The organism is Kineococcus anabasis, from assembly GCF_054590795.1.
The window spans coordinates 97,965-119,276 of the sequence record NZ_BAAIHU010000011.1; the positions used below are offsets into that span (position 1 = coordinate 97,965).

A 21,312-nucleotide genomic window follows, 5' to 3' on the forward strand; every position below is an offset into this window, starting at 1 on the left:
CTCCACCCGCGCGCTCCACCCACCGGGTGCGGCCGGCACGTTGCGAAGGCGTGGCGCGGGGTAGGGGGACGCCATGACGCAGAGGACCACCGGGACAGGACCCGCGAACACCGAGCGCACGGCCGGCACCGTCCTGGTGGCCGGGGTGGGCGGTGTCATCGGCCGGTACGCCGCAGCCGAGCACGCCCGGCAGGGCCACCGCGTGGTCGGCCTGTCACGGCGGGTGCCCGACGACCTGCCCACCGGGGTCGAGCACCGCGCGGTGGACCTGGCCGGGGCCGCACCCGGCGCGCTGGACGGCGTGGACGACGTCACCCACCTGGTGTTCGCCGCCTACGTCGAGACGGGTTCGCCCGCCGAGCTCGTCGCCCCGAACGTCGCGCTGCTGCAGGGCGCGCTGGACCTCGCGCAGGGCGCCGGGAACCTGCAGCACGTCACCCTCTACCAGGGCGGCAAGGCGTACGGGGCGCACCTGGGGGCGTTCCGCACCCCCGCGAAGGAGTCCGACCCGCGCCTGCTCGCGCCGAACTTCTACTACGCGCAGGAGGACGTGCTGCGCGAGCGGGCGGCCCGGGACGGCTTCGCGGTCACGGTGCTGCGCCCGGAGGCGGTCATCGGCTACGCCACGGGCAACCCGATGAACCTGCTGATGGCCGTGGCCGTCTACGGGAGCCTCTGCGCCGCCTCGGGGGTGCCGCTGTCGTTCCCCGGCAGCCGCGCCGCCTACGAGGCGCTGTACCAGTCCACCGACGCGGAACTGCTGGCCCGCGCGACGGTCTGGGCCGGGCGCAGCCCGGCGGCCGACGGGCAGGTCTTCAACGTCACCAACGGCGACCAGTACCGGTGGGCCAACCTGTGGCCGAAGCTCGCGGACGCCTTCGGCGTGGGCGTCGGGCACCCGCTCACCTCACCCCTGGCGGAGACGGTGTCGGACAAGGAGCCCGTGTGGCGGCGTCTCGTCGAGCGCCACGGGCTGCGCCCCACGCCGTGGGAGGACCTGGTGCGCTGGCCGTTCGCGGAGTTCATCTGGAACTCCGGGTACGACAACGTCAGCTCGACGATCAGGATCCGGCAGGCCGGGTTCGCCGACTGCCTGGACTCCGAGGACCGCTACCTGGAACTGGTCGAGCGGCTGCGCGCCGACCGGGTCATCCCGCCCCGCGGCGCGCGGGCCTGACCCACCGGGAGCGGTCTGGTGGCGCCCGGCCCGGTGCGCTGGGAAGCTGGTCCCGTGGAGCTCGGCAGCTACGGCATCTGGCGTCACGCGGTGTCCCTGGAGCCGCAACTCGCCCGAGAGGTCGAGGACCTGGGGTACGGCACCCTCTGGATCGGCGGCTCCCCGCCCGGGGACCTGGAGCTCGCGGAGTCGCTCCTGGCCGCGACGGAGCGCCTCGTGGTGGCGACCGGGATCGTGAACATGTGGACCACCCCGGCCGAGGAGGTCGCGGCCTCCTACCACCGCCTCGCCAGGCGGTTCGGCGGCCGGTTCCTCCTCGGCGTCGGCATCGGGCACCCCGAGGCGACGGCGGAGTACCGCAGCCCCTACGCCACGATGGTCGCCTACCTCGACGCGCTCGACGCGGCGGGCGTGCCCGCGCAGCACCGGGTGCTGGCCGCGCTCGGGCCGCGGGCGCTGGTCCTGGCCGCCGAGCGCACCCGCGGCGCCCACCCCTACCTGGTCCCGGTGCAGCACACCGCGAGCGCCCGCGAGCTCCTCGGGCCCGGGCCGCTGCTCGCACCGGAGCACAAGGTGGTCCTCGACACCGACCCGGAGCGGGCACGCTCCGTCGCGCGGCCCGTCGTCGACCGGCCGTACCTGCGCCTGCGGAACTACACGACGAACCTGCGGCGGCACGGGTTCGGGGACGAGGACATCGCCGGCGGCGGCAGCGACCGGCTGATCGACGCGCTCGCCGCCCACGGCGACGCCGCGGCCGTGGCCGCCGGGCTGCGGGCACACCTCGACGCGGGCGCCGACCACGTGTGCGCACAGGTCCTCACCGCGGCCGGCGCCGACCCGCGCCCCGCGCTGCGGGAGCTGGCCGCGGCGCTCGAACTGAGCTGAGCACGGGCCGCCGCCCTCCCCCGTGGCGGCGGCCCGCTCAGCTCCCCCGCGGCGCGGGAACCGCTACCGCGCCTGTACCGGCACCCGCCCGGACCCGGCGAACGGGATCCCCGCCGGGCCGTCCTGCGCCGCCACGGGGTTCCGCCACAGGCCTCGGCGCGCCAGCACCGGCAGGACGCCCTCGCCGAACCAGTACGCCTCCTCCAGGTGCGGCACCCCGGACAGCACGAACTCCTCGACGCCGAGGGCGGCGTACTCCTCGATGCGGTCGGCGACCTCCGCGTGGCTGCCCACCAGGGCCGTGCCCGCACCACCGCGCACCAGACCCACCCCGGCCCACAGGTTCGGGGAGACCTCCAGCGCGTCGGTGCGCCCGCCGTGCAGGGCGAGCATCCGCTTCTGCCCCTCGGACCCGCTGCGCGCCAGACCTTCCTGGACGTGTGCCACGACCTCGGGGTCCAGCGCGGCGAGCAGGCGCTCCGCCTCGGCCCACGCCTGCGCGGAGGTGTCGCGGGTGATGACGTGCAGGCGGATGCCGAAGCGCACGGTGCGGCCGGCGGCCTGCGCCTCCCGCCGGATCCAGGCGATCTTCTCCGCGACCTGCGCGGGCGGTTCCCCCCACGTCAGGTACACGTCGACGTGCCGGGCCGCGACCCGCCCCGCCGCCGGGGAGGAACCCCCGAAGTACAGCGGCGGCACGGGGTCGGGCAGGCGGTTCAGCGACGCGCGCTCCACCCGCAGGTGCCGCCCCGCGAACGTGACCTCCTCACCCCGCCACAGGGCGCGGGTGATGCCGAGGAACTCGTCGGTCCGGGCGTAGCGCTCGTCCTTGCCGAGGAAGTCGCCGTAGGCGCGCTGCTCCGCGTCCTCGCCGCCGGTGACGACGTTGAGCAGCAGCCGGCCCGGGGAGTGCCGCTGGAACGTGGCCGCCATCTGCGCCGTCAGCGTCGGGGACACCAGCCCGGGCCGGATCGCGACGAGGAACTTCAGCCGCTCGGACTCCCGCGCGAGCATGGCGGTCGTCAGCCACGCGTCCTCGCACCAGGCGCCCGTGGGGATCAGCGCCCCGGTGAACCCGAGCTGCTCGGCGCCGCGGGCGATCTGCCCGAGGTAGGCGAGGCTCGCGGGACGGTCCCCCGCGGCGACGGTCAGGGCGGTGCCGTGCCCGCCGCCGACGAGGTAGCGGCTGTCCCCGTACGAGGGCAGGAACCAGTGGAAGACGAGGCTCATCGCGGAACTCCTGGGGCGGTGGCGTGCGGCGGGCGGACGGCGGTGGGCGCGTCCGGGGAGCGGGGCGGTGCACGGGTGACCGGGCGGGGTGCCCGGCGCGGGCGGGCGGCCGGGTGCGGTGCCGGGGGCGGCCGGGTGGGGCGCGGGCGCGCAGCGGGGACGAGGGGTCGCCCCCGCGTCAGCCGGTGGTCAGGCCCGACAGCCCTGGCCGCAGATGCGCCCGAAGTCCACGTGCAGCCGGCGGGTCAGGCCGCAGGAGGTGGCGCCGGTCGCGGCACGCGGCAAGGCGGCGCCCACGGGGGCGGGCACGCTGCGGCCGGACGACATGGACGGCACCCTAGCCACGGCCGGGAACGGCGGTCCACCCCGACCGGGGGGGCGGGGGCGGGGACGTTCTGCTGCGACACACCCGCGCGCCGCGCGCGGAACGTCCCCACCCCGGGCCGGGAGGACGCGGGCGGGGACGTTCTGCCGCGACACACCCGCGCGCCACGCACGGAACGTCCCCGCGAGCGGAGAGCCCCACGAGCGGAGGGCCCGCGCGGGGGTTCACCGGGGACGCGCCCACCCGCCCACGAGGTGGTCGGTGATGCGGAACGCGCCGGCGAGGACGGTGAGCACGGGGTTGACGCCCCCGTTCGTCACGTGGACCGAGGCGTCCGCGACCCGCAGGTTGCCGTGCCCCCACACCCGGCCCCACGGGTCCACCACCGACGTCGCCGGGTCGGTGCCCATCCGGCAGGTACCCGCCTGGTGCTGCCCGGAGCTCGGGCCCGCGGGGGTGCCCGTCACGGGGACCGCCCGCTCCGCCCCGGCGGCCCGCAGCCACGTCGACGCCAGCACGCTCAGCAGGTCCCGGCCGCGCACGTCCTCCGGGTGCACGCTGCCGCCGAGCCGGGCGACGGGCACGCCGAAGCGGTCCCGCACCCCGGGGTCGACGCGGACCCGCGCACCGGCGGTGGTGACCTCCTGCACGGGCCCGACGACCCGCAGCACGCGCCGGCGCAGGCGCAGCACCCCGGCCACGGACTCCTCCCCCCACCCCGGGACCAGGCCGGCCTCGACGAGCGTGCGGTACGCCGACGCCGGGGTGGGGACGAACTCGTTCGCGAGGATCCCGCCGCCGACGATGCCGGGGTTGCCGTGGCGGAAGTCGGTCGTGGCCACGGACGGGCCGGGCCCGTCGAGGTCGTCCACCTCGTCGGCGAACATACCGGTGGCGCCGCCGTACAGGTGGCCCTGCAGGTGGCGGCCGACCTGACCGGTGCGGTTCCCGACGCCGTCGGGCTCGGCGTCGCTGCGGCTGTTGAGGAGGAGCCGGGCGGACTCCACCGCGCCGGCGGCGACGACGACCTCCTGCGCGAGCACGGACGCGCGCCACGTGCGCCCGCCGGCGGACCCCACGAGCGCCACCCCGACGACCCGTCCGCGCCCGTCGGTCAGCAGCCGCTCGGCCTGCGCCTCCAGCACGATGCGGCAGCGGCCCGTGGCGAACGCGCGGGGCAGCACCGTGTTCTGGCTGCCGTTCTTCGCGTCCACCGGGCAGGCGAACCCGACGCAGGCGCGGCACCGCGCGCACGCGCCGCGGCCCAGGTGCTCCGCGGAGTTCACCAGCAGCGGCACGTCGACCGTCCCCCACCCCAGGGACGCCGCCGCACCGGCCAGCAGCTCCCGGGTCGGGCCGGAGGGCAGCGGCGGCATCGGGTACGGCGCCGAGCGGGGCCCGTCGTGCGGGCCGCGGACCGGACCGCCGCAGACGCCGACCTCCTCCTCCGCCCGCCGGTAGAACGGCTCGAGGTCGGCGTAGGTGATCGGCCAGTCGGCCAGGGCGCTGCCGTCGGGAACCCCGTAGCGGGTGGCCATCGCGAAGTCGTCGGGCGCGAAGCGCCACGCCTGGGCGCCGTAGACGCGGGTTCCGCCGCCGGCGGTCATCGCGTTGTTACCCCACGCCGGGTCCGACGGGCGCAGCAGCACCGGACCGCCTGCGGCGTCGAGGACGCGCGGCTCGCCGGGGCCGTCGTCGGGTCCGGTGCGGTGGCCCAGGCCCCACCAGGCGCGGGGGTTGCGCAGGTGGTCCCCGGTCAGCTCGGCGGGACCGGGCCAGCGGCCGCGCTCGACGACGAGCACCCTGCGCCCGGACTCGGCCAGGCCGCAGGCCGCGACACCGCCGCCCGCACCGGAGCCGACGACCACCGCGTCGTAGCGGGCGTCGAGGTCGCCGGGGTGCACGACGGCGGGGTCGGCGGTGGCGACGGGAACGGGGACGGGCCAGCCCCCCGCCGGGTCCGGGGACCAGCCGAGCAGATGCCAGGACGCGGCGCCGTCGTTGCCGCCGTTGCCCGGGTCGGCCCACCAGCCGCCGCTGACGACCCCGGCGAACCACGCCCAGTCGGCGGCGGTGCCGGCGCCCGTCGCGAGCGCCTGCACGGCCCGCGCGCGGGCGCCCGGGCCGGCCGCGGCGAAACCCTCCGGCGCGGTGCGGCGGTCCGCCTCGTCGAGGAGGGAGGTCACGCGCGGGGCGAGGTCCGGCCGCTCCGCCAGGTAGCGGTCGAGGAACCGGGCGGACCCGGCCGCGGAGGCGGAGGGCCACGCGCCGGACGGACCGGCGGGCACGACCACGTCGCAGAGGGCGTCCAGGGCGGCACGGCGGGCGGGGGTCTCCTCGTGCACGGGTCCTCCTCGGCGGCGCTGCGCGTGCGGGGGACGGTGCTCCCCCGCACGGATCCTCCCCGAGGCCGGGGACGTTCCGCCGCGACACGCCCGCGCGCCCCGCGCGGAACCTCCCCGCCCCGGGTGGGCGCGGCCCTGCGCTACGGTGCCGGCACAACCACACACCGCGGGAGCTCGCACCGAGCGAGCTGAGAGGACGGCTGGGGCCGTCGACCGTCGAACCTGTCCGGGTAATGCCGGCGTAGGGAGCGAGATCACGATGACGCCTCCGGCGAGCAGTTCCACCACGCCCACGAGCGGGATCCTCACCACCGGGCCCATCGCGGGCAGCAGCAAGCGGTACGAGCCGGTGCCGGGCCACGAGGGGATGCGGATCCCGTTGCGCCGCGTGCACCTCAGCAACGGCGAGCACCTCGACCTGTACGACACGTCCGGCCCCTACACCGACGACACCGCGGGGATCGACGTCGAGGCCGGTCTGCCGCGCACCCGCGACTCCTGGAACCGGCCGGAACCCGTCGGCGGCGCCGCCACCCAGCTCGCGTGGGCGCGGGCGGGGATCGTCACCCCGGAGATGGCCTACGTCGCGGCCCGGGAGGGTTTCGCCCCCGAGTTCGTGCGCGACGAGGTCGCCCGGGGCCGGGCCGTGATCCCGGCCAACCACCGGCACCCCGAGATCGAGCCGATGGTCATCGGCAAGGCGTTCGCGGTGAAGGTGAACGCCAACATCGGCAACTCCGCCGTGACGTCCTCCGTCGCGGAGGAGGTGGAGAAGATGGTGTGGGCCGCGCGCTGGGGCGCCGACACCCTCATGGACCTGTCGACCGGCAGGGACATCCACCTCACCCGCGAGTGGATCCTGCGCAACTCCCCGATCCCGGTGGGCACCGTGCCGATCTACGAGGCGCTGGAGAAGGTGAAGGGCGACCCGGCGAGGCTCACGTGGGAGGTCTACCGGGACACCGTGGTCGAGCAGTGCGAGCAGGGCGTGGACTACATGACCGTCCACGCGGGCGTCCTGCTGCGGTACGTGCCGCTGACGGCGCGGCGGGTCACGGGAATCGTCTCGCGCGGCGGCTCGATCATGGCGGCGTGGTGCCTGGCGCACCACCGGGAGAACTTCCTGTACACGAACTTCGCGGAGCTGTGCGAGATCCTGCGCCGCTACGACGTGACGTTCTCCCTGGGCGACGGCCTGCGGCCGGGCTCGATCGCGGACGCCAACGACGAGGCGCAGTTCGCGGAGCTGCGCACGCTGGGCGAGCTGACGAGGGTCGCGAAGTCCTACGGCGTGCAGGTGATGATCGAGGGCCCCGGCCACGTCCCCATGCACAAGATCGCCGAGAACGTGCGGCTGGAGGAGGAGCTCTGCGAGGAGGCCCCCTTCTACACGCTGGGCCCGCTCGCGACGGACATCGCTCCCGCGTACGACCACATCACCTCCGCGATCGGCGCGGCGATGATCGCCCAGGCGGGCACGGCGATGCTCTGCTACGTCACCCCCAAGGAGCACCTCGGCCTGCCGAACCGGGACGACGTGAAGGTCGGTGTCATCACGTACAGGATCGCCGCTCACTCGGCGGACCTGGCGAAGGGCCACCCGCGGGCGCAGGAGCGTGACGACGCCCTGAGCCGGGCGCGGTTCGAGTTCCGCTGGAACGACCAGTTCGCGCTGTCGCTGGACCCGGACACCGCGCGGGAGTTCCACGACGAGACGCTGCCGGCGGAGGCCGCGAAGACCGCGCACTTCTGCTCGATGTGCGGGCCGAAGTTCTGCTCGATGCGGATCTCCGCGGACGTGCGGGCCTACGCGGAGGAGAACGGACTCACGAGCGTGGCGGAGGTCGAGGCGGCGGCGGCTGCGCAGGAGGGGATGGCCGCCAAGTCCGCCGAGTTCCGCGAGCGCGGCGGCGAGGTCTACCTGCCGCTGGCCTGACGGCCCCCGGGTGGGTCACCCCGTGTGGGGACGTTCTGCCCGCGACACGCCGGTGTCGCGGCGCGCAACGTCCCCGTCTCACGGGGCGCCGCCCGGGTGGGGACGTTGTGCCCGCGACACGCCGGTGTCGCGGCGCGCAACGTCCCCGTCTCACGGGGCGCCGCCCGGGTGTGCGGGAACCCCACCCAGGAGTACAGGAACCCCGGGCGGGGCTCAGCCCACCGGCACGACAGCGCGGTGCTCCAGCCCGGCGGGGATGCCGGTGGCGCCGGCGGCGAGCGAGCGCAGCAGGACCTCCACGTCGCCGGCGGTCAGGCCGGTGAACCAGACGAGCCCGGTCAGGGCGCGGCCGCCGCTCCCGCGGGCGAGGCCGACCTGGGCGCCGGGCACGTCACGGCGGGGGGCGTCGAGCAGCACGAGGACCGCGTCGGGCCGCTCGCGCACGACGGGGCGCAGGCGGTGCAGCAGCCCGGGCTCACCGGGGGCGACGAGCACCCAGGTCAGCGCCGTCACGGCGGGCCCGCTCATCCCTGCCGGGCCTTCCAGCGGGGATTGCGCTTGTTGATGACGTAGACCTTGCCGTGGCGGCGGACGACGATCGAGCCGTCCTTGTTCTTCAGGGCCTTCAGGGACGCGCGGACCTTCACGGGGACCCCTCCCTCACCAGCTGGACTTGGTGACGCCGGGGAGCTGGCCGGCGTGGGCCATCTCCCGCAACCGGATGCGGGAGAGCCCGAAGGCCCGGAAGGTGCCGCGGGGGCGCCCGTCGACGGCGTCGCGGTTGCGGAGCCGGACGGGGCTGGCGTCGCGGGGCAGGCGCTGCAGGGCGAGGCGGGCCGCGGCGCGCTCGGCCTCGGTGGCGCCCGGGGCGACGGCGAGGCGCTTGAGCGCGGCCCGGCGGTCGGCGTGGCGGGCGACCACCTCGCGCCGCTGCTCGTTGCGCGCGATCTTGCTCTTCTTGGCCATGGGCAGCTCCCGGGACGTCGGCGGGTTCGGTGCGGACGCCCCAGTAAAGCATAACGATTCTCATTAAGGGAGCTGGTCCGCCTCCTCGCCGCGCAGGTCCAGCACCGGCGGGGGCGCGAACCCCGCACGCAGCGGCCACTCCCGCAGCAGCGCCACCAGCTCCCCCTCCGGCCGGGGCGAGCTGAACAGGTGCCCCTGCGCCCGCTCGCAGCGGTACCGGCGCAGCAGCTCGGCCTGCTGCGGCGTCTGCACCCCCTCGGCCACCACCACCGGCCCCAGCGCCCGGCCGACCCCCACGATCGCCCGCACCACCGCGTCGCAGCCCGCCTCGGCCCCCAGCCCCGCCACGAACCGCGCGTCCACCTTCAGCACGTCCACCGGCAGCTCGCTCAGCCGCGCCAGGCTCGAGGACCCCGTGCCCAGGTCGTCCACCGCGAAGCGGACCCCCCGCTCCCGCAGCACCCGCACGTCGTGGCCCAGCGCCTCCACCAGCAGCGGGGCCAGCGTCTCCGTCACCTCCAGCACCAGCCGGTCCGGCGGCAGGGAGTACCGCTGCAGCGCGTCCAGCACGTCGTCCGCCAGGTCCTGCGACTCCAGCTCGCGGCTGGAGACGTTCACGTGCACCAGCGGCGCGGCGGCCCCCAGCAGCTCCTGCCAGCCCGCCGCCAGCCGGCACGCCTCCGCCAGCACCCGCCGGCCCAGCTGCGGCATCAGCGGCCCCGCCTCCGGCAGGAACTCCACCGGCGGCAGCAGGCCGCGCTCCGGGTGGTGCCAGCGCAGCAGAACCTCCACCGCCACGACCGCCCCCGTCTCCAGGTCCACGATCGGCTGCCCGTGCAGGACGAGCTGGTCCTCCGCCAGCGCCGTCCGCAGCTCCTGCAACAGCCGCACCGACGCCGGCCGCCCCGGCTGCGCCGCGTCCCGGGTGACGATGCGGTCCTTGCCCGCCCGCTTCGCCTCGTACATCGCCTCGTCCGCCACGTGCACGACGTCGCCGGCGGCGTCGCCCGGGCCGGCCACGGTCGCGCCCACGCTCGCGGAGACGGTGAACGTCCCGCCCCGCAACCGGTAGGGCTGGCGCACCACCTCCAGGGCCCGCGCCGCCACCGCCACCAGGTCCGCCGCCGCGGCGATGCCTGGGCACACCACCGCGAACTCGTCCCCGCCGAGCCGGGTCACCGTGTCCCCCGGCCGCACGCACCCCTGCAGCCGCTCCGCCACCTGCACCAGCAGCTCGTCGCCGGCCGCGTGACCGGCGCTGTCGTTGACCGCCTTGAAACCGTCCAGGTCCAGGTAGAGCAGCCCGGTGCGCAGTCCCGAGCGGGCCGTCTCCGACAGCGCGTGCTCCAGCCGGTCCGCCAGCAGCGCCCGGTTCGGCAGACCGGTGAGCGTGTCGTGCAGCGCCTGGCGGGTCAGCACCTGCTCCGCCTCCCGCCGGCCCGTGACGTCCTCCACGATGAGGATGAGCTGGGGCTCGCCGCCGGTGTGCGGCAGGGCCGACACGGCGCACGCCCCCCACGCGACCGTCCCGTCCGGCCGGGCGAACCGCAGCTCCGCGCGCACCGTCCCGGCCCGTCCCGCGGCCAGGTCCGCCAGCGCCCCCGCCGGCAGCGCGTCCCCGCCCTCGCCGCCGAGAGCGGCCACGTCCGTGCCGAGCAGCTCCTGCGGGCCGCGCCCCGTCAGCCCGCACAGCGCCTCGTTGACCTGCAGCAGGCGCCCGGTGCCGCTCCGGTCGAGGGAGGCCAGCGCCATGCCGACGGGGGCCGTCTCGAACGCCAGCCGGAAGCGCTGCTCGCTCTCGGCCAGGGCCTGCTCGGCGCGCCACTGCTCCGTGACGTCCGCGGCGATCGCCATGAACCCGGTGATGGCCCCTGCGGTGTCGCGCATCGCGCTGACCGTCACCCGGGCCTGCAACCGGTGGCCGTCGCGCCGCACGAACGTCCACGCACCCGTGCCCGCCCGCCCCTGCACCGCCTCCTGGACGAGCACGGAGAAACGGGGCTCGATCCCCAGCTCCCCGGCGCGGTGGGCGATCTCCGCGGGGTCGTGCCACAGCACGGGCGTCCGCCCCAGCACCTCGGACTCGGTGTACCCGAGCATCCGCCGGGCGCCCTCGTTGAAGAGGGTGACGCGCCCCTCCGGGTCGGTCGCGATGATCGCCTGGTCGGTCGCGGCGGCCAGCACGGCGGCGAGGCGGTCGCGGGCGTCGCGCACCTCCTCCGCGGCGCGCCGCGCGTCGGTCACGTCGTGCAGCACGGCCACCACGGCGTGCTCCCCGGGCGGGCCGGGCAGCGGCCGGACGCTCACGCTGAGGATGCGCCCCTGCGGGCAGCCCGCGTGGCGCACGAGCAGCTCGCTGTCGGTGACCTCCTCCCCGGCGAGGGCCCGGGCCATGGGGCGCTCCCGCTGCGGGACCGGTGAGCCGTCCGGGCGGAACCAGCCGTGGTCGGCGGCCGGGCGGCTGAGGTCCACCACCTGGGCGCGGTGCCCGGTCAGCTCCTCCGAGCGCGGGTTGTGCAGCACGACCCGCCCGTCCGCGCCGAGCACGACGATGCCGTCGGCGGTGCTGCGGATCACCGCGTCGAGGAGCCCGGCCTGCTCCTCGGCCTCGCGGGCGGCGGCGTGCAGGCGGTCGATGAGGGCCTGCCGCTCGTCGCGGTGCAGCGCGACAGGCAGGCTGACGAGGGCCAGCACGAGCAGGTAGGACTGCGCCACGAGGACCCGGTCGGCGTCGAAGACCGCGGCGAACGGCCCGTGGTCCAGGTGCGTCAGGACGACGACGGCGGTGCCGACGAGCAGGACGTGCAGCGCGGTGACGGTGGCCCCGAACCGCGCGCCGACCCAGACGCTCAGGGGGAGCAGGACGAAGCTCAGCGGTGGGGAGGCGCCCATCCCGAAGACGGCGCCGTACCCGGCGGCGAGGAGGACACCGACCACCGCCAGTTCCACGGCCCGCCGTCCGCGCGGGAGCCACGGCGGCGCGTCGGCCAGCCGCAGCCCCGCGGCCGCGACGACGACGGTGCCCACGGTGGAGCGCAGCACCCACGCCCCCACGCCCTGCAGGAGCGTCTGCACGGTGAGCACGCCCGCCGCGGCGGCGACCACCCCGCCGACCGCGGCACCGGCGGCGGCACCCACCACCGCGGCGGTGAGCAGCGCCCACAGGTGCACGGGCCTGCGCAGGGGCCAGCCCGGGTCCCCGGCGAGGCGGCGGAAGGCGGCACAGGCCACGAGCGCGCTGAGGATGCCGCTGCCCGCGAAGAGGACCGCGAGCACGGGAGGCGCGCCGGTGAGGGCGTTGACGAGGGTGGCGAGGGCGAGGGCGAGGACGCAGTCGAGGGCGACCTGCCGGGGGCGGCCCCAGGAGGTGGCGAACCAGAGGAACGCGACGCCCACGGCCGGCCACACCACGGCCAGCACCCCTGTCGGCGTGGCGGTGGTGCGGGCCAGCCAGCACGCGGCGGCGAACCCGAGCGCGAGGAGGAGGCGCCGGAGCCGGGGGTCGGCGCGGGCGGCCGGGAGCCGCCCGGCACGGGTCCGCCCGTCGTGCGCCATGCCCAACCCCCACGCCCCGGTGCTCTGGTGATCACCACCGTAGGCACGCGAATCGCTTCACCGCCAGCGATGCGGCCGACACTCTCGGTAAACACTGCGCTGGAGACCCTGGCGCCGGGCCGAGGCCCGGGCATAGCGTCGGGAGCGGCCCGGGCCCGGGCCGACCGCCGTCCTCGGGCAGGCCCCCATGACCTTGCAGCTGCACGCACGACCGGCGGGTCCCGTGGCTCTCGTGACGGTCACCGGCGAGCTCGACGCCTGGTCCGCCGTCGACCTGCGCCGCGTGGTCGGCGACCTCATCCCCCGCAACCCCCACGTCGTGCTCGACATGGCCGGCGTCGGGTTCCTCGACTGTGGCGGCATCGGGGCGCTCGTCGCCCTGGACCGGGCCGCCACCGACGCCGGCGGCACCCTCGGGCTGCGGGGCCTGGACCCGCGCCACGTCGCGCTCCTGGACGTGTTCGGGCTCACCGACCGCTTCGGCGCCGGCCCGGCGCGGCCCACGCCCCTCGTCGTCCCGGAGGGCGGTCCCGGCCCGGGCTCAGGGGACCGGGTCGTCGCCGCGCGCGGAGGCTGACGACCTCTCCACCGGGCCCGCCGGGAACGATGCCGCGGACGCCCCGGCGCGCTGGACGACGGCCACGCCCGCGCGCAACCCCCGCCCCCGCCCGACGAGCACCACGCGCAGCCCCCCGGAGCGGGCGAAGAGCGCGGCCACGACCGCGGCGGAGCAGATCGCCAGCGCACCGGCCGTGACCAGCGCGGCGCGCACGCCCAGCACCTCCACGAGCCAGCCCTGCAGCAGCGCCCCGGCGGCGTGACCTCCCAGCAGCACCGGCGTGAAGAGCGCCATGACCCGGCCCCGCATCGCCTCGTCCGCGCTGAGCTGCACGATCGCGCTCGCGCTGACGAGGAAGGTGAGGGTGGCCGCGCCGACCACGACGAGCAGGACGTCGAAGACGAGGACGTGCGGCGACAGGGCCGCCAGCGCCTGGGTGAGGCCGAACACGGCCGCGCACGGCACGACCCCCCGCGCCCGCGCCAGGACGCCGCGGCCGGCGAGCACCGCGCCGAGCATCGAGCCGAGGGCGGACAGGGACGTGAACAGGGCGTACCCGCCGGCGCCGGTGTGCCACTCGTCCCGGGCGAACGCCGCGAGGACCACGGGCCCGTTCATGCCGAACGCCCCCAGGAGCCCCGCCAGCAGGACCATCCAGCGCAGCACCGGGCGGGACAGCACGTGCGCGAAACCGGCCCGCACGGCGGCGAGCCCCCGGGCGGCGCCGTCCACCGCCCCGCCGTGCATCTCGCCGGGACGCAGCATCCACAGCAGCACGAGGACCGCGGCCGCCGCCGCGGCGTTGAGGAGGAACGAGCCGGCCTCCCCCACGGTGTGGATGAGCACACCCGCCACGGCCGGGCCGACGAGGGCGGAGAGCTGGAAGGCGGTCGCGTTGAGGGTGATGGCGGGGCGGACGCGGGCCCCCTCCACGAGGTCGGAGACGATCACCTGGCGGGCCGGGGCGTCGATCGCGGACACGACGCCGAGGCAGGCGGCACAGGCGTACACCGCCCACAGCCGGACGGACCCGGTCGCGACCAGGACGCCGAGACCGGCGGCGAGCAGGCACGTGAGGCCCTGCGAGAGCAGCAGCAGGGAACGGCGCGGGAAGCGGTCGACGAGCACGCCGGCGAAGGGGCCCAGCAGCATCAGGGGGAAGAACTGCAGCGCGACGGCGACGCCGACGGCGGCCGGGCCGCCGCCGAGCTGGAGGACGAGCCAGTCCTGGGTGACGCGCTGCATGGCGATGCCGGTGGTCGACACCAGCTGCGCGACGAGGAAGATCCGGTAGTTGCGGACCGTGAGCACATCGCGCCACGGGCCCCGGACACGGCCGCTCGAGAGCACTGTCCCTCCTCCGGGGCGGCCTGCGACGGCGACCCCGGAGGAGGCTACCCAGGCCGGGAAAGCGTTTTCAAGACGTGGCCCCGCCTGCGCCGAGCCGGTGCGCCTCGCGGTCGGCGGAGGTGCGGACCGCGGCGAGCACGTCGTGCAGCCGCGTCAGCCCGTCGGCGTCCAGCCCGAAGGCGCGCTCCAGGGCCGCCGGGACCCCGGCCGCCTGCTCCTGCAGCGCCTCCCCGGCGGGCGTGAGGGTGATCTCCACGGAGCGCTCGTCGTCGGCGCGACGGTGCCGGGCGAGCAGGCCCCGGGCCTCCAGCCGCTTGAGGAGGGGCGAGACGGTGCCGTAGTCCAGATCCAGCTCGTCGACGATCTCGCGCACGCCGGCGGAGCGGCGCCGCCACAGCAGGAGGAGGACGAGGTACTGCGGGTAGGTCAGCCCGAGCGGCTCCAGGACCTGCCGGTAGACGCCGGTCACCGCGCGCGAGGCCGCGTAGAGGTCGAAGCACAGCAGGGGCGCGGCCTGTACCGCGTCCCCGGTCGTGACCGCCGCGTCCGGTCGGGTGTCAGCCATGCACCCAGGGTAGGCGATCGCATCGTCCACGATGCGATCGTGAGCCAGGTCACGCCGCACAGGGTTGCCCGCCCCGGTTACATCGTGCACGATTCAGTTGCACACGATGATCCAGCGACGAGGAGCAGCACGATGGCAACGGTCAAGGTCGGCACCGAGAACTCCACCGACGTCGAGCTGTACTACGAGGACCACGGCAGCGGGCAGCCCGTCGTCCTCATCCACGGCTACCCCCTCGACGGCGCCTCCTGGGAGAAGCAGACCGCCGCGCTGCTAGACGCCGGCCACCGCGTCCTCACCTACGACCGCCGGGGCTTCGGGCGCTCCAGCAAGGTCGCCACCGGGTACGACTACGACACCTTCGCCGCCGACCTCGACGCGTTCCTGACCGCCCTGGACCTGCGCGACGTCGTCCTGGCCGGTTTCTCCATGGGCTCCGGCGAGGTCGCCCGCTACGTCGGCACCCACGGCACGGACCGCATCGCGCGGGTCGCCTTCCTCGGCTCCCTCCAGCCCTTCCTGCTGCTGACCGGCGACAACCCCACCGGCGTGCCGCAGAAGGTCTTCGACGGCATCCTCGAGGCCGCCACCGCCGACCGGTACGCCTGGTTCGAGGCGTTCTTCGCGGACTTCTACAACACCGACGAGAACCTCGGCACCCGCATCAGCGAGGCCGCCCTGCGCGCGAGCTGGGCCACCGCGATCAGCTCCGCGCCCGTCGCCGCGCACGCCGTCGTGCCCACCTGGCTCACCGACTTCCGCGCCGACGTGGACGCCGTGGCCGCCTCCGGGATCCCCGCGCTCATCCTGCACGGCACCGGCGACCGCATCCTCCCCGTCGACTCCACCGCCCGGGTGTTCCGCGAGCGCCTGCCCGAGGCGACCTACGTCGAGATCGAGGGCGCCCCGCACGGGCTGCTGTGGACCCACGCCGCGGAGGTCAACACCGCGCTGCTGGAGTTCCTGCGCGCCTGACCGCACCACCGCAGGAGGACCACCCCTCCCCCCGGGGGCGGAGCCGCCGCACGCGCGGTTCCGCCCCCGACCCGACGCCCCGGGACCGGCCCGGCTGGTCGCCGGCTGAGCCACCGCGGTGTCCGATCCCCGCCAGACGGGGCCCGCTCCGGGCGGCAGACTCCAGGCATGCGCACGGCAGCAGCACCCGCGGCCCTCGACCCCGAGGCCTGCTACCGCGCCGTGGCCGGGCGCGACCCCCGCTTCGACGGGCGCGTCTACCTCGGCGTCTCCACCACCGGCGTGTACTGCCGCCCGTCCTGCCCGGCCCGCACCCCGCGGCCGGAGAACTGCCGCTGGTTCCGCACCGCGGCCGCCGCCGTCGCCGCGGGGTTCCGCGCGTGCAGGAGGTGCCGGCCCGACGCCCTGCCCGGCACCCGCGACCGCGACACCTCCGACGCCCTGGCCGACCGCGCGCTGCGCCTCATCGCCGACGGCGTCGTGGACGAGGCCGGGGTGGCGGGCCTCGCGCGGCGCCTCGCGGTCTCCGAGCGCCACCTGGGCCGCGTGCTGCTGGCCGCCGTGGGTGCGGGCCCGCAGCAGCTCGCCCGCACCCGCCGCGCGCAGACCGCGCGGATGCTCCTGGAGCAGACGGCGATGCCCGTCGCGGACGTGGCCTTCGCCGCCGGGTTCGCCAGCGTGCGGCAGTTCAACGACGTGATGCGGTCGGAGTTCGCGCTGACGCCCTCGGCGGTGCGCCGCCCCGGTGCCGGGCGGGACGGCGCGGCGGACGGGCGCGGCGGGGGCGGCGGCGGGGAGCTCACCCTGCGCCTGCGCCACCGGGCACCGCTGGACCTGCCCGCCCTGCGGGAGGCGCTGGCCCGGCGGGCGGCCCCCGGCCTGGACGTCCTGGAGGGCACCCGGCACACGCGCGCCGTCCCGGGCGGGCACGGCCCCGCCGTGGTGCGCGCCGACCTCGGCGGGGCGGCGGGACCCGGCCCGGCCGGTGCCGGCCACGTCGCCGTGCGGCTGCGCCTGGCGTCGCTGGACGACCTCGGCGCGGTGGTGGCGCGGGTGCGCCGCTGGCTGGACCTGGACGCCGACCCGGTGCAGATCGACGCCGCCCTCGCGGCGGACCCGCTGCTGGCGCCGCTGGTGGCCGCCCGCCCGGGGCTGCGGGTGCCCGGCGCCCCCGACCCGTTCGAGGCCGCGGCGCGCGCCGTCGCGGGGGACCCGCCCCCGCGGCTGCTCACCGCCCTGGGCGCGGACCTCGGCGGCGGCCTGCGCGCCTTCCCCCCGCCCGGGGTGCTGGCCGCGGCGGGCCCGGACGCGCTGGGCGGGCACGGCGTCGCACCGGGTGCCGCCCGCGCGCTGCACGCCCTCGCGGAGGCGGTGGCCTCGGGGCTGGACCTCGGCCCGGCGTGCGAGCGCGGCCGGGTGCGGGAGGTCGTGGCGCACCTGCCGGGCCTGGCGCCGCAGCGCGCCCGGGAGGCCGCGGGCGCGGTCGTCGCGCTGCACGACCCCGACGCCCTGCCCGCCGGCCCGGCGCTGCGCGGCGCGCTCGGCCTGCCGGACGCCGCGGCCCTGCGGGCCCGGGCGCGGGCGTGGCGCCCGTGGCGCGCGTACGCCGCCGCCCACCTGACCACCCGGACCAGCGCAACCGGCCCGATCCCGACCAGCCCGATCCCGCGGGAGGAACCGCGGGAGGAACCGGAGACGACGTGAGCACCGTCCTGCTGTCCTACGCCCTGCCGTGCCCCCGCAGCGTCCTGACGGTGCTCGTCACCGCCGAGGACGGCCTCGTCCGCGCCGCCGGGTACGGCGACCCGGCGGAACTGCACGGCCGCCTCACCCCGGCCCTGCGCGCGCTGCCCGTCACCCCCGGTGGGGCCGACGACCCGGTCGCCAAGGCGGTGGGCGCCTACGCCGCGGGGGACCTCACCGCCCTGGACGCCCTCCCCGTCGACCAGCCCGGCGGGGAGTTCCTGCAACGGGTGTGGACGGCGATGCGGGCGGTCCCGGCGGGCACCACGGCCACCTACACGGCGCTGGCGGCGGCGGCGGGCAGCCCGGCCGCGGTGCGGGCGGCGGGCACGGCGTGCGCGCGCAACCTCCTCGCCCCCCTCGTGCCGTGCCACCGCATCCTGCGCAGCGACGGCGGCCTCGGCGGGTACCGGTACGGCCTCGCCGTCAAGGAGGAGCTGCTGCGCCACGAGGGGGTCCTGCGGGGCTGACGGGCCCCGCCGGACCCGTGCGCGGGCAGCGTCCACGGGGCCTGACGGCGGAGTCGGCGGTCGTGGCCCGCGACGTCCCCGCCTGGGCGCGGCGGCACGACGACCCCTTCCTGACCGCGCGCCCAGCGGGATCCCCCTCGACGTCTCCGCGCTGCACACCCTCGCGCAGGCGCTGATCGGCACCGGCGACCACGCCGGGGCGGAGGACGCGGTCCGCACCAGCCGGCGCTACCGGGAGATGTCGCTGCGGGACCACCTCACGGACCTGCGGGACCGCCGCTACGTGGAGGAGCGACTGCCGGCGGAGGCGGACCGGCTGCTGTACGAGGCCGAGCACGGCGGCCGCGACCGCGTGGCCGGCGGCGCCTGAGCCTCACACCCGGCCGTCCCGCTCGGCGGGGACGGCGCGCGCCGCGCGCGGGTCGTCCGGGTGCCGCGCGGCCCACGCCTGTTTCGCGTCGAGCAGTTCCGCCGTCACCCGCCACGTCTCCAGCGTCGAGGGCGGGTGCACCCCGGCCGCGCGGGCGAGGTCGCGGCGGTGGGCGTCGGTCAGGGCCAGCACGTCCGCGCCGCTCAGGCCGTGGTCCCACGCGTGCACGGCCAGCGCCCTGGCCTTCGCGGCGCGGTTGCGCAGCGCCACGTCGGTGTGGGCGAAGTCCACCGCGGGCCGCGCCCCGCCGTCGTCCACCGCGGGCCGCGCCCCGCCATCGTCCCGCTCCGGGTCCCGCTCCTGCACGGGGCACATCCTGCCCGGGCCGGTCCGCCCACCGCTGTACGGTTCTGCCGCCACCGCGCCGGGCGGGCGGCGGGGAGGAGCGCGGGGACGTGGAACGGCGGCGCGAGGAGTACGTACTGACGGACGATCCCGCGCGGGTCGACCTCGCGCGCGTGCACCGCTGGCTGTCGGAGCAGTCGTACTGGGCGGCCGGGCGGTCGCCGGACGTGGTGCGCCGCTCGGTCGAGGGTTCCGTCCCGTACTCGGTCCTCGCCGGGGACGAGCAGGTGGGTTTCGCCCGGGTCGTCACGGACCACGCCACGTTCGCCTGGGTGTGCGACGTGTTCGTCGACGCCCCGCACCGCGGGCGCGGTCTCGGCAGGTGGCTGGTCGACGCCGTGGTCGAGGACCTCTCGGCGCGGGGGGTGCCGCGGTTCCTGCTCGCCACGAGGGACGCGCACGACGTCTACCGCGGGTGCGGTTTCGAGGACCTGGTGGGCGCCGACCGGTACCTGGAGATCGACCGCCGGCCCACCCGCGCCGCCGCCCTCGGCCTCGGCTGACGGGGCGAGCGGGTCCGGGACGCGGCGCCTGCGGGTGCGGCGCGGGGCGATCGCTGGTGAGCTTGCCGGGGACGGTCCCGGCGGCGGCCGGGCGGCGCGGGACACGGCAGCAGGACACGGCCACAGGACACGGCGGAGGAGCGGGCATGGGCGGCAGCCGACCGGGGACCCTGCTGGCCGCCGCGGCACGGGGAGCCGTGGCGGGCCTCGCCGGCGTCGCCGCGATGACCGCCGGCGAGAAGGCCGAACAGGCCCTCACGCACCGGCCCGACTCCTACGTGCCCGCCCGGGCGCTGCTGACGCTGCTGGGCCGCCGACCGGGCGAGGGCGAACGGCCGCTGCTCGCGAACCACGCGATGCACTGGGGCACCGGCGCCCTGCTCGGCGCGCTGCGCGGGGTGTGGGCGGTCACGGGGCTGCGCGGGCCGCGGGCGCACCTGGCGCACACCGCGGCGCGGCTGTGCTTCGACCAGACCGTGGAGAACGCCACCGGCGCCGGCGCACCCCCGCGCACGTGGCCGGTGCGCGAGCAGGCCGTCGACATCGCGCACAAGGCGGTGTACTCGGTGGTCACCGGGATCGTCGCCGAGCGCCTCGTGGCACCGGAGCTGGAGTCCCGGCGTGGCACCACCAGCCACTGAGACGGGGCGCTCGGCGCGCGCGGCGGCGGCGGTCGGGGTGGGCCTGATGGCCGCCGTCGACGAGATCGTGTTCCACCAGCTCCTGGGCTGGCACCACCTCTACGACCGCTCCACCCCCGCGGTCGGGCTGCTGTCGGACGGGGTCCTGCACGCGGTGGAGCTGGTGCTGCTCGTCGCGGGGGGTTTCGCGCTGGCGGACCTGCACCGCCGGGCGCTGCTGTCGGCGGCGTGGGCGCGGGCCGGGCTGCTGCTGGGCGCGGGGGGTTTCCAGCTGTTCGACGGCCTCGTGAACCACAAGGTGCTGCGGCTGCACCAGGTCCGCTACGTCCCGGACGTGCTGCCGTACGACGTGGCGTGGAACGGCGGCGCGCTGCTCCTGCTGCTGGCGGGTGCGGTGCTCGCGGTGCGGGCGCGGCGCGCCGGTGCCCGGTAGCGCCGGCTCCCCCGGGCACCTGCACGCGCACCTCGCCGGGCACGCGCACGGGGGCGGCGCGGATCCCGGCTGGTTCCTGCCGCTGGCGGTGCTCGCCGCGGGGCTGGGGCTGCACGCGCTGGCGGTGGCGCGGCGCCGCCGCCGGTCGGGGCGGGGCTGGAGCAGGTGGCGGACGGCGTCGTGGGTGGTGGGGGTCCTGCTCGTGGCGGCGGCGCTGAGCCCCCCGGTGGTGGGGTCCGCCCGCCAGGGGGTGAGCGGGCACGTCGTGCAGCACCTGCTGCTGGGGATGTTCGCCCCGCTCGGGCTGGTGCTCGCCGCCCCGTTCACGCTGCTGCTGGGTGCGGTGCCGCCCGCCGTGGGGCGCCGCCTCGGCGCGGTGCTGCGCAGCGCGCCGGTGCACGTCGTGGCGCACCCGGCGGTGGCCGTCGTGCTGGACGTGGGGGTGCTGTGGGCGGTGCACCTGACGCCGCTGCACGCCCTGACCGCCCGGCACCCCGCCCTGGGCGGGCTCGTGCTCGTGCACTACCTGCTGGCGGGGTGCCTGTTCACGTGGGCGGTGGCGGGACCGGACCCCGCGCCGCGCCGGCCCGGGTTCCGGGTGCGGGTGGGGGCGCTGCTCGTGGCGGTCGCCGCGCACGCCACGCTGGCGCGGTCGATGGCGGCGCGGGCGGCGGGGCTGGACGGGGCCGCGGCGGTGGACCTGGAGCAGGCCGCGCGGTGGATGTACGCCGGCGGCGACGGCGCGGAACTCCTCCTGGCCGTCGCGCTCTTCGCCGGCAGGTACCGGCGCGACCGCCCCCGGGGTGCGGGTACCGCGACCGGGCGCGCCGCTTCGCCGGGCCCTGCCGGCGGGACCCGCGCCGGCTGAGGACCCGG

22 protein-coding genes are annotated in these 21,312 nt (G+C 77.1%); 12 read left to right on the top strand and 10 right to left on the bottom strand.

The features are described from left to right. Positions 1–73 precede the first annotated feature (73 nt). Positions 74–1,177, top strand: coding sequence for an SDR family oxidoreductase (locus ACYQBY_RS18120; RefSeq protein WP_459645283.1), 1,104 nt, complete (start codon positions 74–76; stop codon positions 1,175–1,177). A gap of 54 nt (positions 1,178–1,231) precedes the next feature. Further along, positions 1,232–2,065 carry an LLM class F420-dependent oxidoreductase gene (locus ACYQBY_RS18125; protein ID WP_459645284.1) on the top strand — a complete coding sequence of 278 codons (834 nt, stop codon included), beginning with the start codon at positions 1,232–1,234 and terminating at the stop codon, positions 2,063–2,065. A 63-nt stretch (positions 2,066–2,128) separates the two neighbouring features. On the opposite strand, the gene ACYQBY_RS18130 is transcribed toward ACYQBY_RS18125, so the two are convergent. The 3 genes from ACYQBY_RS18130 to ACYQBY_RS18140 all read right to left on the bottom strand — a co-directional run bounded on the left by ACYQBY_RS18130 (position 2,129) and on the right by ACYQBY_RS18140 (position 5,965). Next, positions 2,129–3,295 (bottom strand): LLM class flavin-dependent oxidoreductase, encoded by a 1,167-nt coding sequence (locus ACYQBY_RS18130; protein WP_459645285.1) that lies wholly within the window; start codon positions 3,293–3,295, stop codon positions 2,129–2,131. Positions 3,296–3,484: 189 nt separating this feature from the next. Next, positions 3,485–3,622, bottom strand: coding sequence for a hypothetical protein (locus ACYQBY_RS18135; RefSeq protein ID WP_459645286.1), 138 nt, complete (start codon positions 3,620–3,622; stop codon positions 3,485–3,487). A gap of 222 nt (positions 3,623–3,844) precedes the next feature. Beyond that, positions 3,845–5,965, bottom strand: a complete 2,121-nt coding sequence (locus ACYQBY_RS18140; protein WP_459645287.1) for a GMC family oxidoreductase — start codon at positions 5,963–5,965, stop codon at positions 3,845–3,847. Between the two features lie 259 nt (positions 5,966–6,224). Here ACYQBY_RS18140 and thiC point away from each other — a divergent pair, with 259 nt between their 5' ends. Continuing rightward, positions 6,225–7,901, top strand: a complete 1,677-nt coding sequence (thiC, locus tag ACYQBY_RS18145; protein ID WP_459645288.1) for a phosphomethylpyrimidine synthase ThiC — start codon at positions 6,225–6,227, stop codon at positions 7,899–7,901. 213 nt (positions 7,902–8,114) lie between these two features. On the opposite strand, the gene ACYQBY_RS18150 is transcribed toward thiC, so the two are convergent. The 4 genes from ACYQBY_RS18150 to ACYQBY_RS18165 form a co-directional block, all read right to left on the bottom strand. Beyond that, positions 8,115–8,429, bottom strand: coding sequence for a hypothetical protein (locus ACYQBY_RS18150; protein WP_459645289.1), 315 nt, complete (start codon positions 8,427–8,429; stop codon positions 8,115–8,117). Beyond that, the gene (gene ykgO / locus ACYQBY_RS18155) at positions 8,426–8,548 is read right to left on the bottom strand and encodes a type B 50S ribosomal protein L36 (protein WP_459645290.1); all 123 of its coding nucleotides are present in this window, start codon (positions 8,546–8,548) and stop codon (positions 8,426–8,428) included. The genes ACYQBY_RS18150 and ykgO overlap by 4 nt, the downstream gene beginning before the upstream one ends. A gap of 13 nt (positions 8,549–8,561) precedes the next feature. After that, a complete protein-coding gene (gene rpsN, locus ACYQBY_RS18160; RefSeq protein WP_459645291.1) occupies positions 8,562–8,867 on the bottom strand; it encodes a 30S ribosomal protein S14 in 306 nt (101 codons plus the stop codon). A 63-nt stretch (positions 8,868–8,930) separates the two neighbouring features. Beyond that, entirely contained in the window at positions 8,931–12,422 is a 3,492-nt protein-coding gene (locus ACYQBY_RS18165; protein WP_459645292.1) for a bifunctional diguanylate cyclase/phosphodiesterase, read from the bottom strand. 187 nt (positions 12,423–12,609) lie between these two features. Here ACYQBY_RS18165 and ACYQBY_RS18170 point away from each other — a divergent pair, with 187 nt between their 5' ends. Further along, positions 12,610–12,999, top strand: a complete 390-nt coding sequence (locus ACYQBY_RS18170; protein WP_459645293.1) for an STAS domain-containing protein — start codon at positions 12,610–12,612, stop codon at positions 12,997–12,999. Here ACYQBY_RS18170 and ACYQBY_RS18175 read toward each other — a convergent pair. Both ACYQBY_RS18175 and ACYQBY_RS18180 read right to left on the bottom strand, forming a co-directional pair. Beyond that, entirely contained in the window at positions 12,964–14,331 is a 1,368-nt protein-coding gene (locus ACYQBY_RS18175) for an MFS transporter (protein WP_459645294.1), read from the bottom strand. The two genes, ACYQBY_RS18170 and ACYQBY_RS18175, sit on opposite strands and share 36 nt — an antisense overlap. 67 nt (positions 14,332–14,398) lie before the next feature. After that, the gene (locus tag ACYQBY_RS18180) at positions 14,399–14,896 is read right to left on the bottom strand and encodes a MarR family winged helix-turn-helix transcriptional regulator (protein ID WP_459645295.1); all 498 of its coding nucleotides are present in this window, start codon (positions 14,894–14,896) and stop codon (positions 14,399–14,401) included. Between the two features lie 132 nt (positions 14,897–15,028). On the opposite strand from ACYQBY_RS18180, the gene ACYQBY_RS18185 reads away from it, so the two are divergent. The 4 genes from ACYQBY_RS18185 to ACYQBY_RS18200 all read left to right on the top strand — a co-directional run bounded on the left by ACYQBY_RS18185 (position 15,029) and on the right by ACYQBY_RS18200 (position 18,454). Beyond that, on the top strand, positions 15,029–15,871 hold the full coding sequence (locus tag ACYQBY_RS18185; protein ID WP_459645296.1) for an alpha/beta fold hydrolase: 843 nt from the start codon (positions 15,029–15,031) through the stop codon (positions 15,869–15,871). A gap of 168 nt (positions 15,872–16,039) precedes the next feature. Further along, a complete protein-coding gene (locus ACYQBY_RS18190) occupies positions 16,040–17,575 on the top strand; it encodes an AlkA N-terminal domain-containing protein (protein WP_459645297.1) in 1,536 nt (511 codons plus the stop codon). Beyond that, positions 17,572–18,084 carry a methylated-DNA--[protein]-cysteine S-methyltransferase gene (locus ACYQBY_RS18195; protein WP_459645298.1) on the top strand — a complete coding sequence of 171 codons (513 nt, stop codon included), beginning with the start codon at positions 17,572–17,574 and terminating at the stop codon, positions 18,082–18,084. Before ACYQBY_RS18190 ends, ACYQBY_RS18195 begins: the two co-directional genes overlap by 4 nt. Before the next feature lie 238 nt (positions 18,085–18,322). Then, complete coding sequence (locus ACYQBY_RS18200) at positions 18,323–18,454, top strand: hypothetical protein (RefSeq protein WP_459645299.1); 132 nt, start codon at positions 18,323–18,325, stop codon at positions 18,452–18,454. Positions 18,455–18,457: 3 nt separating this feature from the next. On the opposite strand, the gene ACYQBY_RS18205 is transcribed toward ACYQBY_RS18200, so the two are convergent. Further along, complete coding sequence (locus ACYQBY_RS18205) at positions 18,458–18,820, bottom strand: hypothetical protein (RefSeq protein ID WP_459645300.1); 363 nt, start codon at positions 18,818–18,820, stop codon at positions 18,458–18,460. Between the two features lie 89 nt (positions 18,821–18,909). Between ACYQBY_RS18205 and ACYQBY_RS18210 the strand changes: the two genes are divergently transcribed. The 4 genes from ACYQBY_RS18210 (at position 18,910) to ACYQBY_RS18225 (ending at position 21,304) form a co-directional block, all read left to right on the top strand. Further along, positions 18,910–19,362 (top strand): GNAT family N-acetyltransferase, encoded by a 453-nt coding sequence (locus ACYQBY_RS18210; RefSeq protein ID WP_459645301.1) that lies wholly within the window; start codon positions 18,910–18,912, stop codon positions 19,360–19,362. Between the two features lie 146 nt (positions 19,363–19,508). Continuing rightward, positions 19,509–20,003: a hypothetical protein gene (locus ACYQBY_RS18215; RefSeq protein ID WP_459645302.1), complete on the top strand. Its 495-nt coding sequence runs from the start codon at positions 19,509–19,511 to the stop codon at positions 20,001–20,003. Next, the gene (locus ACYQBY_RS18220; RefSeq protein WP_459645303.1) at positions 19,984–20,436 is read left to right on the top strand and encodes a DUF2243 domain-containing protein; all 453 of its coding nucleotides are present in this window, start codon (positions 19,984–19,986) and stop codon (positions 20,434–20,436) included. The genes ACYQBY_RS18215 and ACYQBY_RS18220 overlap by 20 nt, the downstream gene beginning before the upstream one ends. Beyond that, entirely contained in the window at positions 20,426–21,304 is an 879-nt protein-coding gene (locus ACYQBY_RS18225; RefSeq protein WP_459645304.1) for a cytochrome c oxidase assembly protein, read from the top strand. The genes ACYQBY_RS18220 and ACYQBY_RS18225 overlap by 11 nt, the downstream gene beginning before the upstream one ends. The last annotated feature ends 8 nt before the right edge of the window (positions 21,305–21,312 follow it).

Bases quoted from the DNA above. Each gene is read 5' to 3' on its own strand.
- ACYQBY_RS18120 (WP_459645283.1), top strand. From the start codon at position 74: ATGACGCAGAGGACCACCGGGACAGGACCCGCGAACACCGAGCGCACG.
- ACYQBY_RS18130 (WP_459645285.1), bottom strand. From the start codon at position 3,295: ATGAGCCTCGTCTTCCACTGGTTCCTGCCCTCGTACGGGGACAGCCGC.
- ACYQBY_RS18135 (WP_459645286.1), bottom strand. From the start codon at position 3,622: ATGTCGTCCGGCCGCAGCGTGCCCGCCCCCGTGGGCGCCGCCTTGCCG.
- thiC (WP_459645288.1), top strand. From the start codon at position 6,225: ATGACGCCTCCGGCGAGCAGTTCCACCACGCCCACGAGCGGGATCCTC.
- ACYQBY_RS18150 (WP_459645289.1), bottom strand. From the start codon at position 8,429: ATGAGCGGGCCCGCCGTGACGGCGCTGACCTGGGTGCTCGTCGCCCCC.
- rpsN (WP_459645291.1), bottom strand. From the start codon at position 8,867: ATGGCCAAGAAGAGCAAGATCGCGCGCAACGAGCAGCGGCGCGAGGTG.
- ACYQBY_RS18165 (WP_459645292.1), bottom strand. From the start codon at position 12,422: ATGGCGCACGACGGGCGGACCCGTGCCGGGCGGCTCCCGGCCGCCCGC.
- ACYQBY_RS18170 (WP_459645293.1), top strand. From the start codon at position 12,610: ATGACCTTGCAGCTGCACGCACGACCGGCGGGTCCCGTGGCTCTCGTG.
- ACYQBY_RS18180 (WP_459645295.1), bottom strand. From the start codon at position 14,896: ATGGCTGACACCCGACCGGACGCGGCGGTCACGACCGGGGACGCGGTA.
- ACYQBY_RS18185 (WP_459645296.1), top strand. From the start codon at position 15,029: ATGGCAACGGTCAAGGTCGGCACCGAGAACTCCACCGACGTCGAGCTG.
- ACYQBY_RS18190 (WP_459645297.1), top strand. From the start codon at position 16,040: ATGCGCACGGCAGCAGCACCCGCGGCCCTCGACCCCGAGGCCTGCTAC.
- ACYQBY_RS18200 (WP_459645299.1), top strand. From the start codon at position 18,323: ATGTCGCTGCGGGACCACCTCACGGACCTGCGGGACCGCCGCTACGTG.
- ACYQBY_RS18215 (WP_459645302.1), top strand. From the start codon at position 19,509: ATGGGCGGCAGCCGACCGGGGACCCTGCTGGCCGCCGCGGCACGGGGA.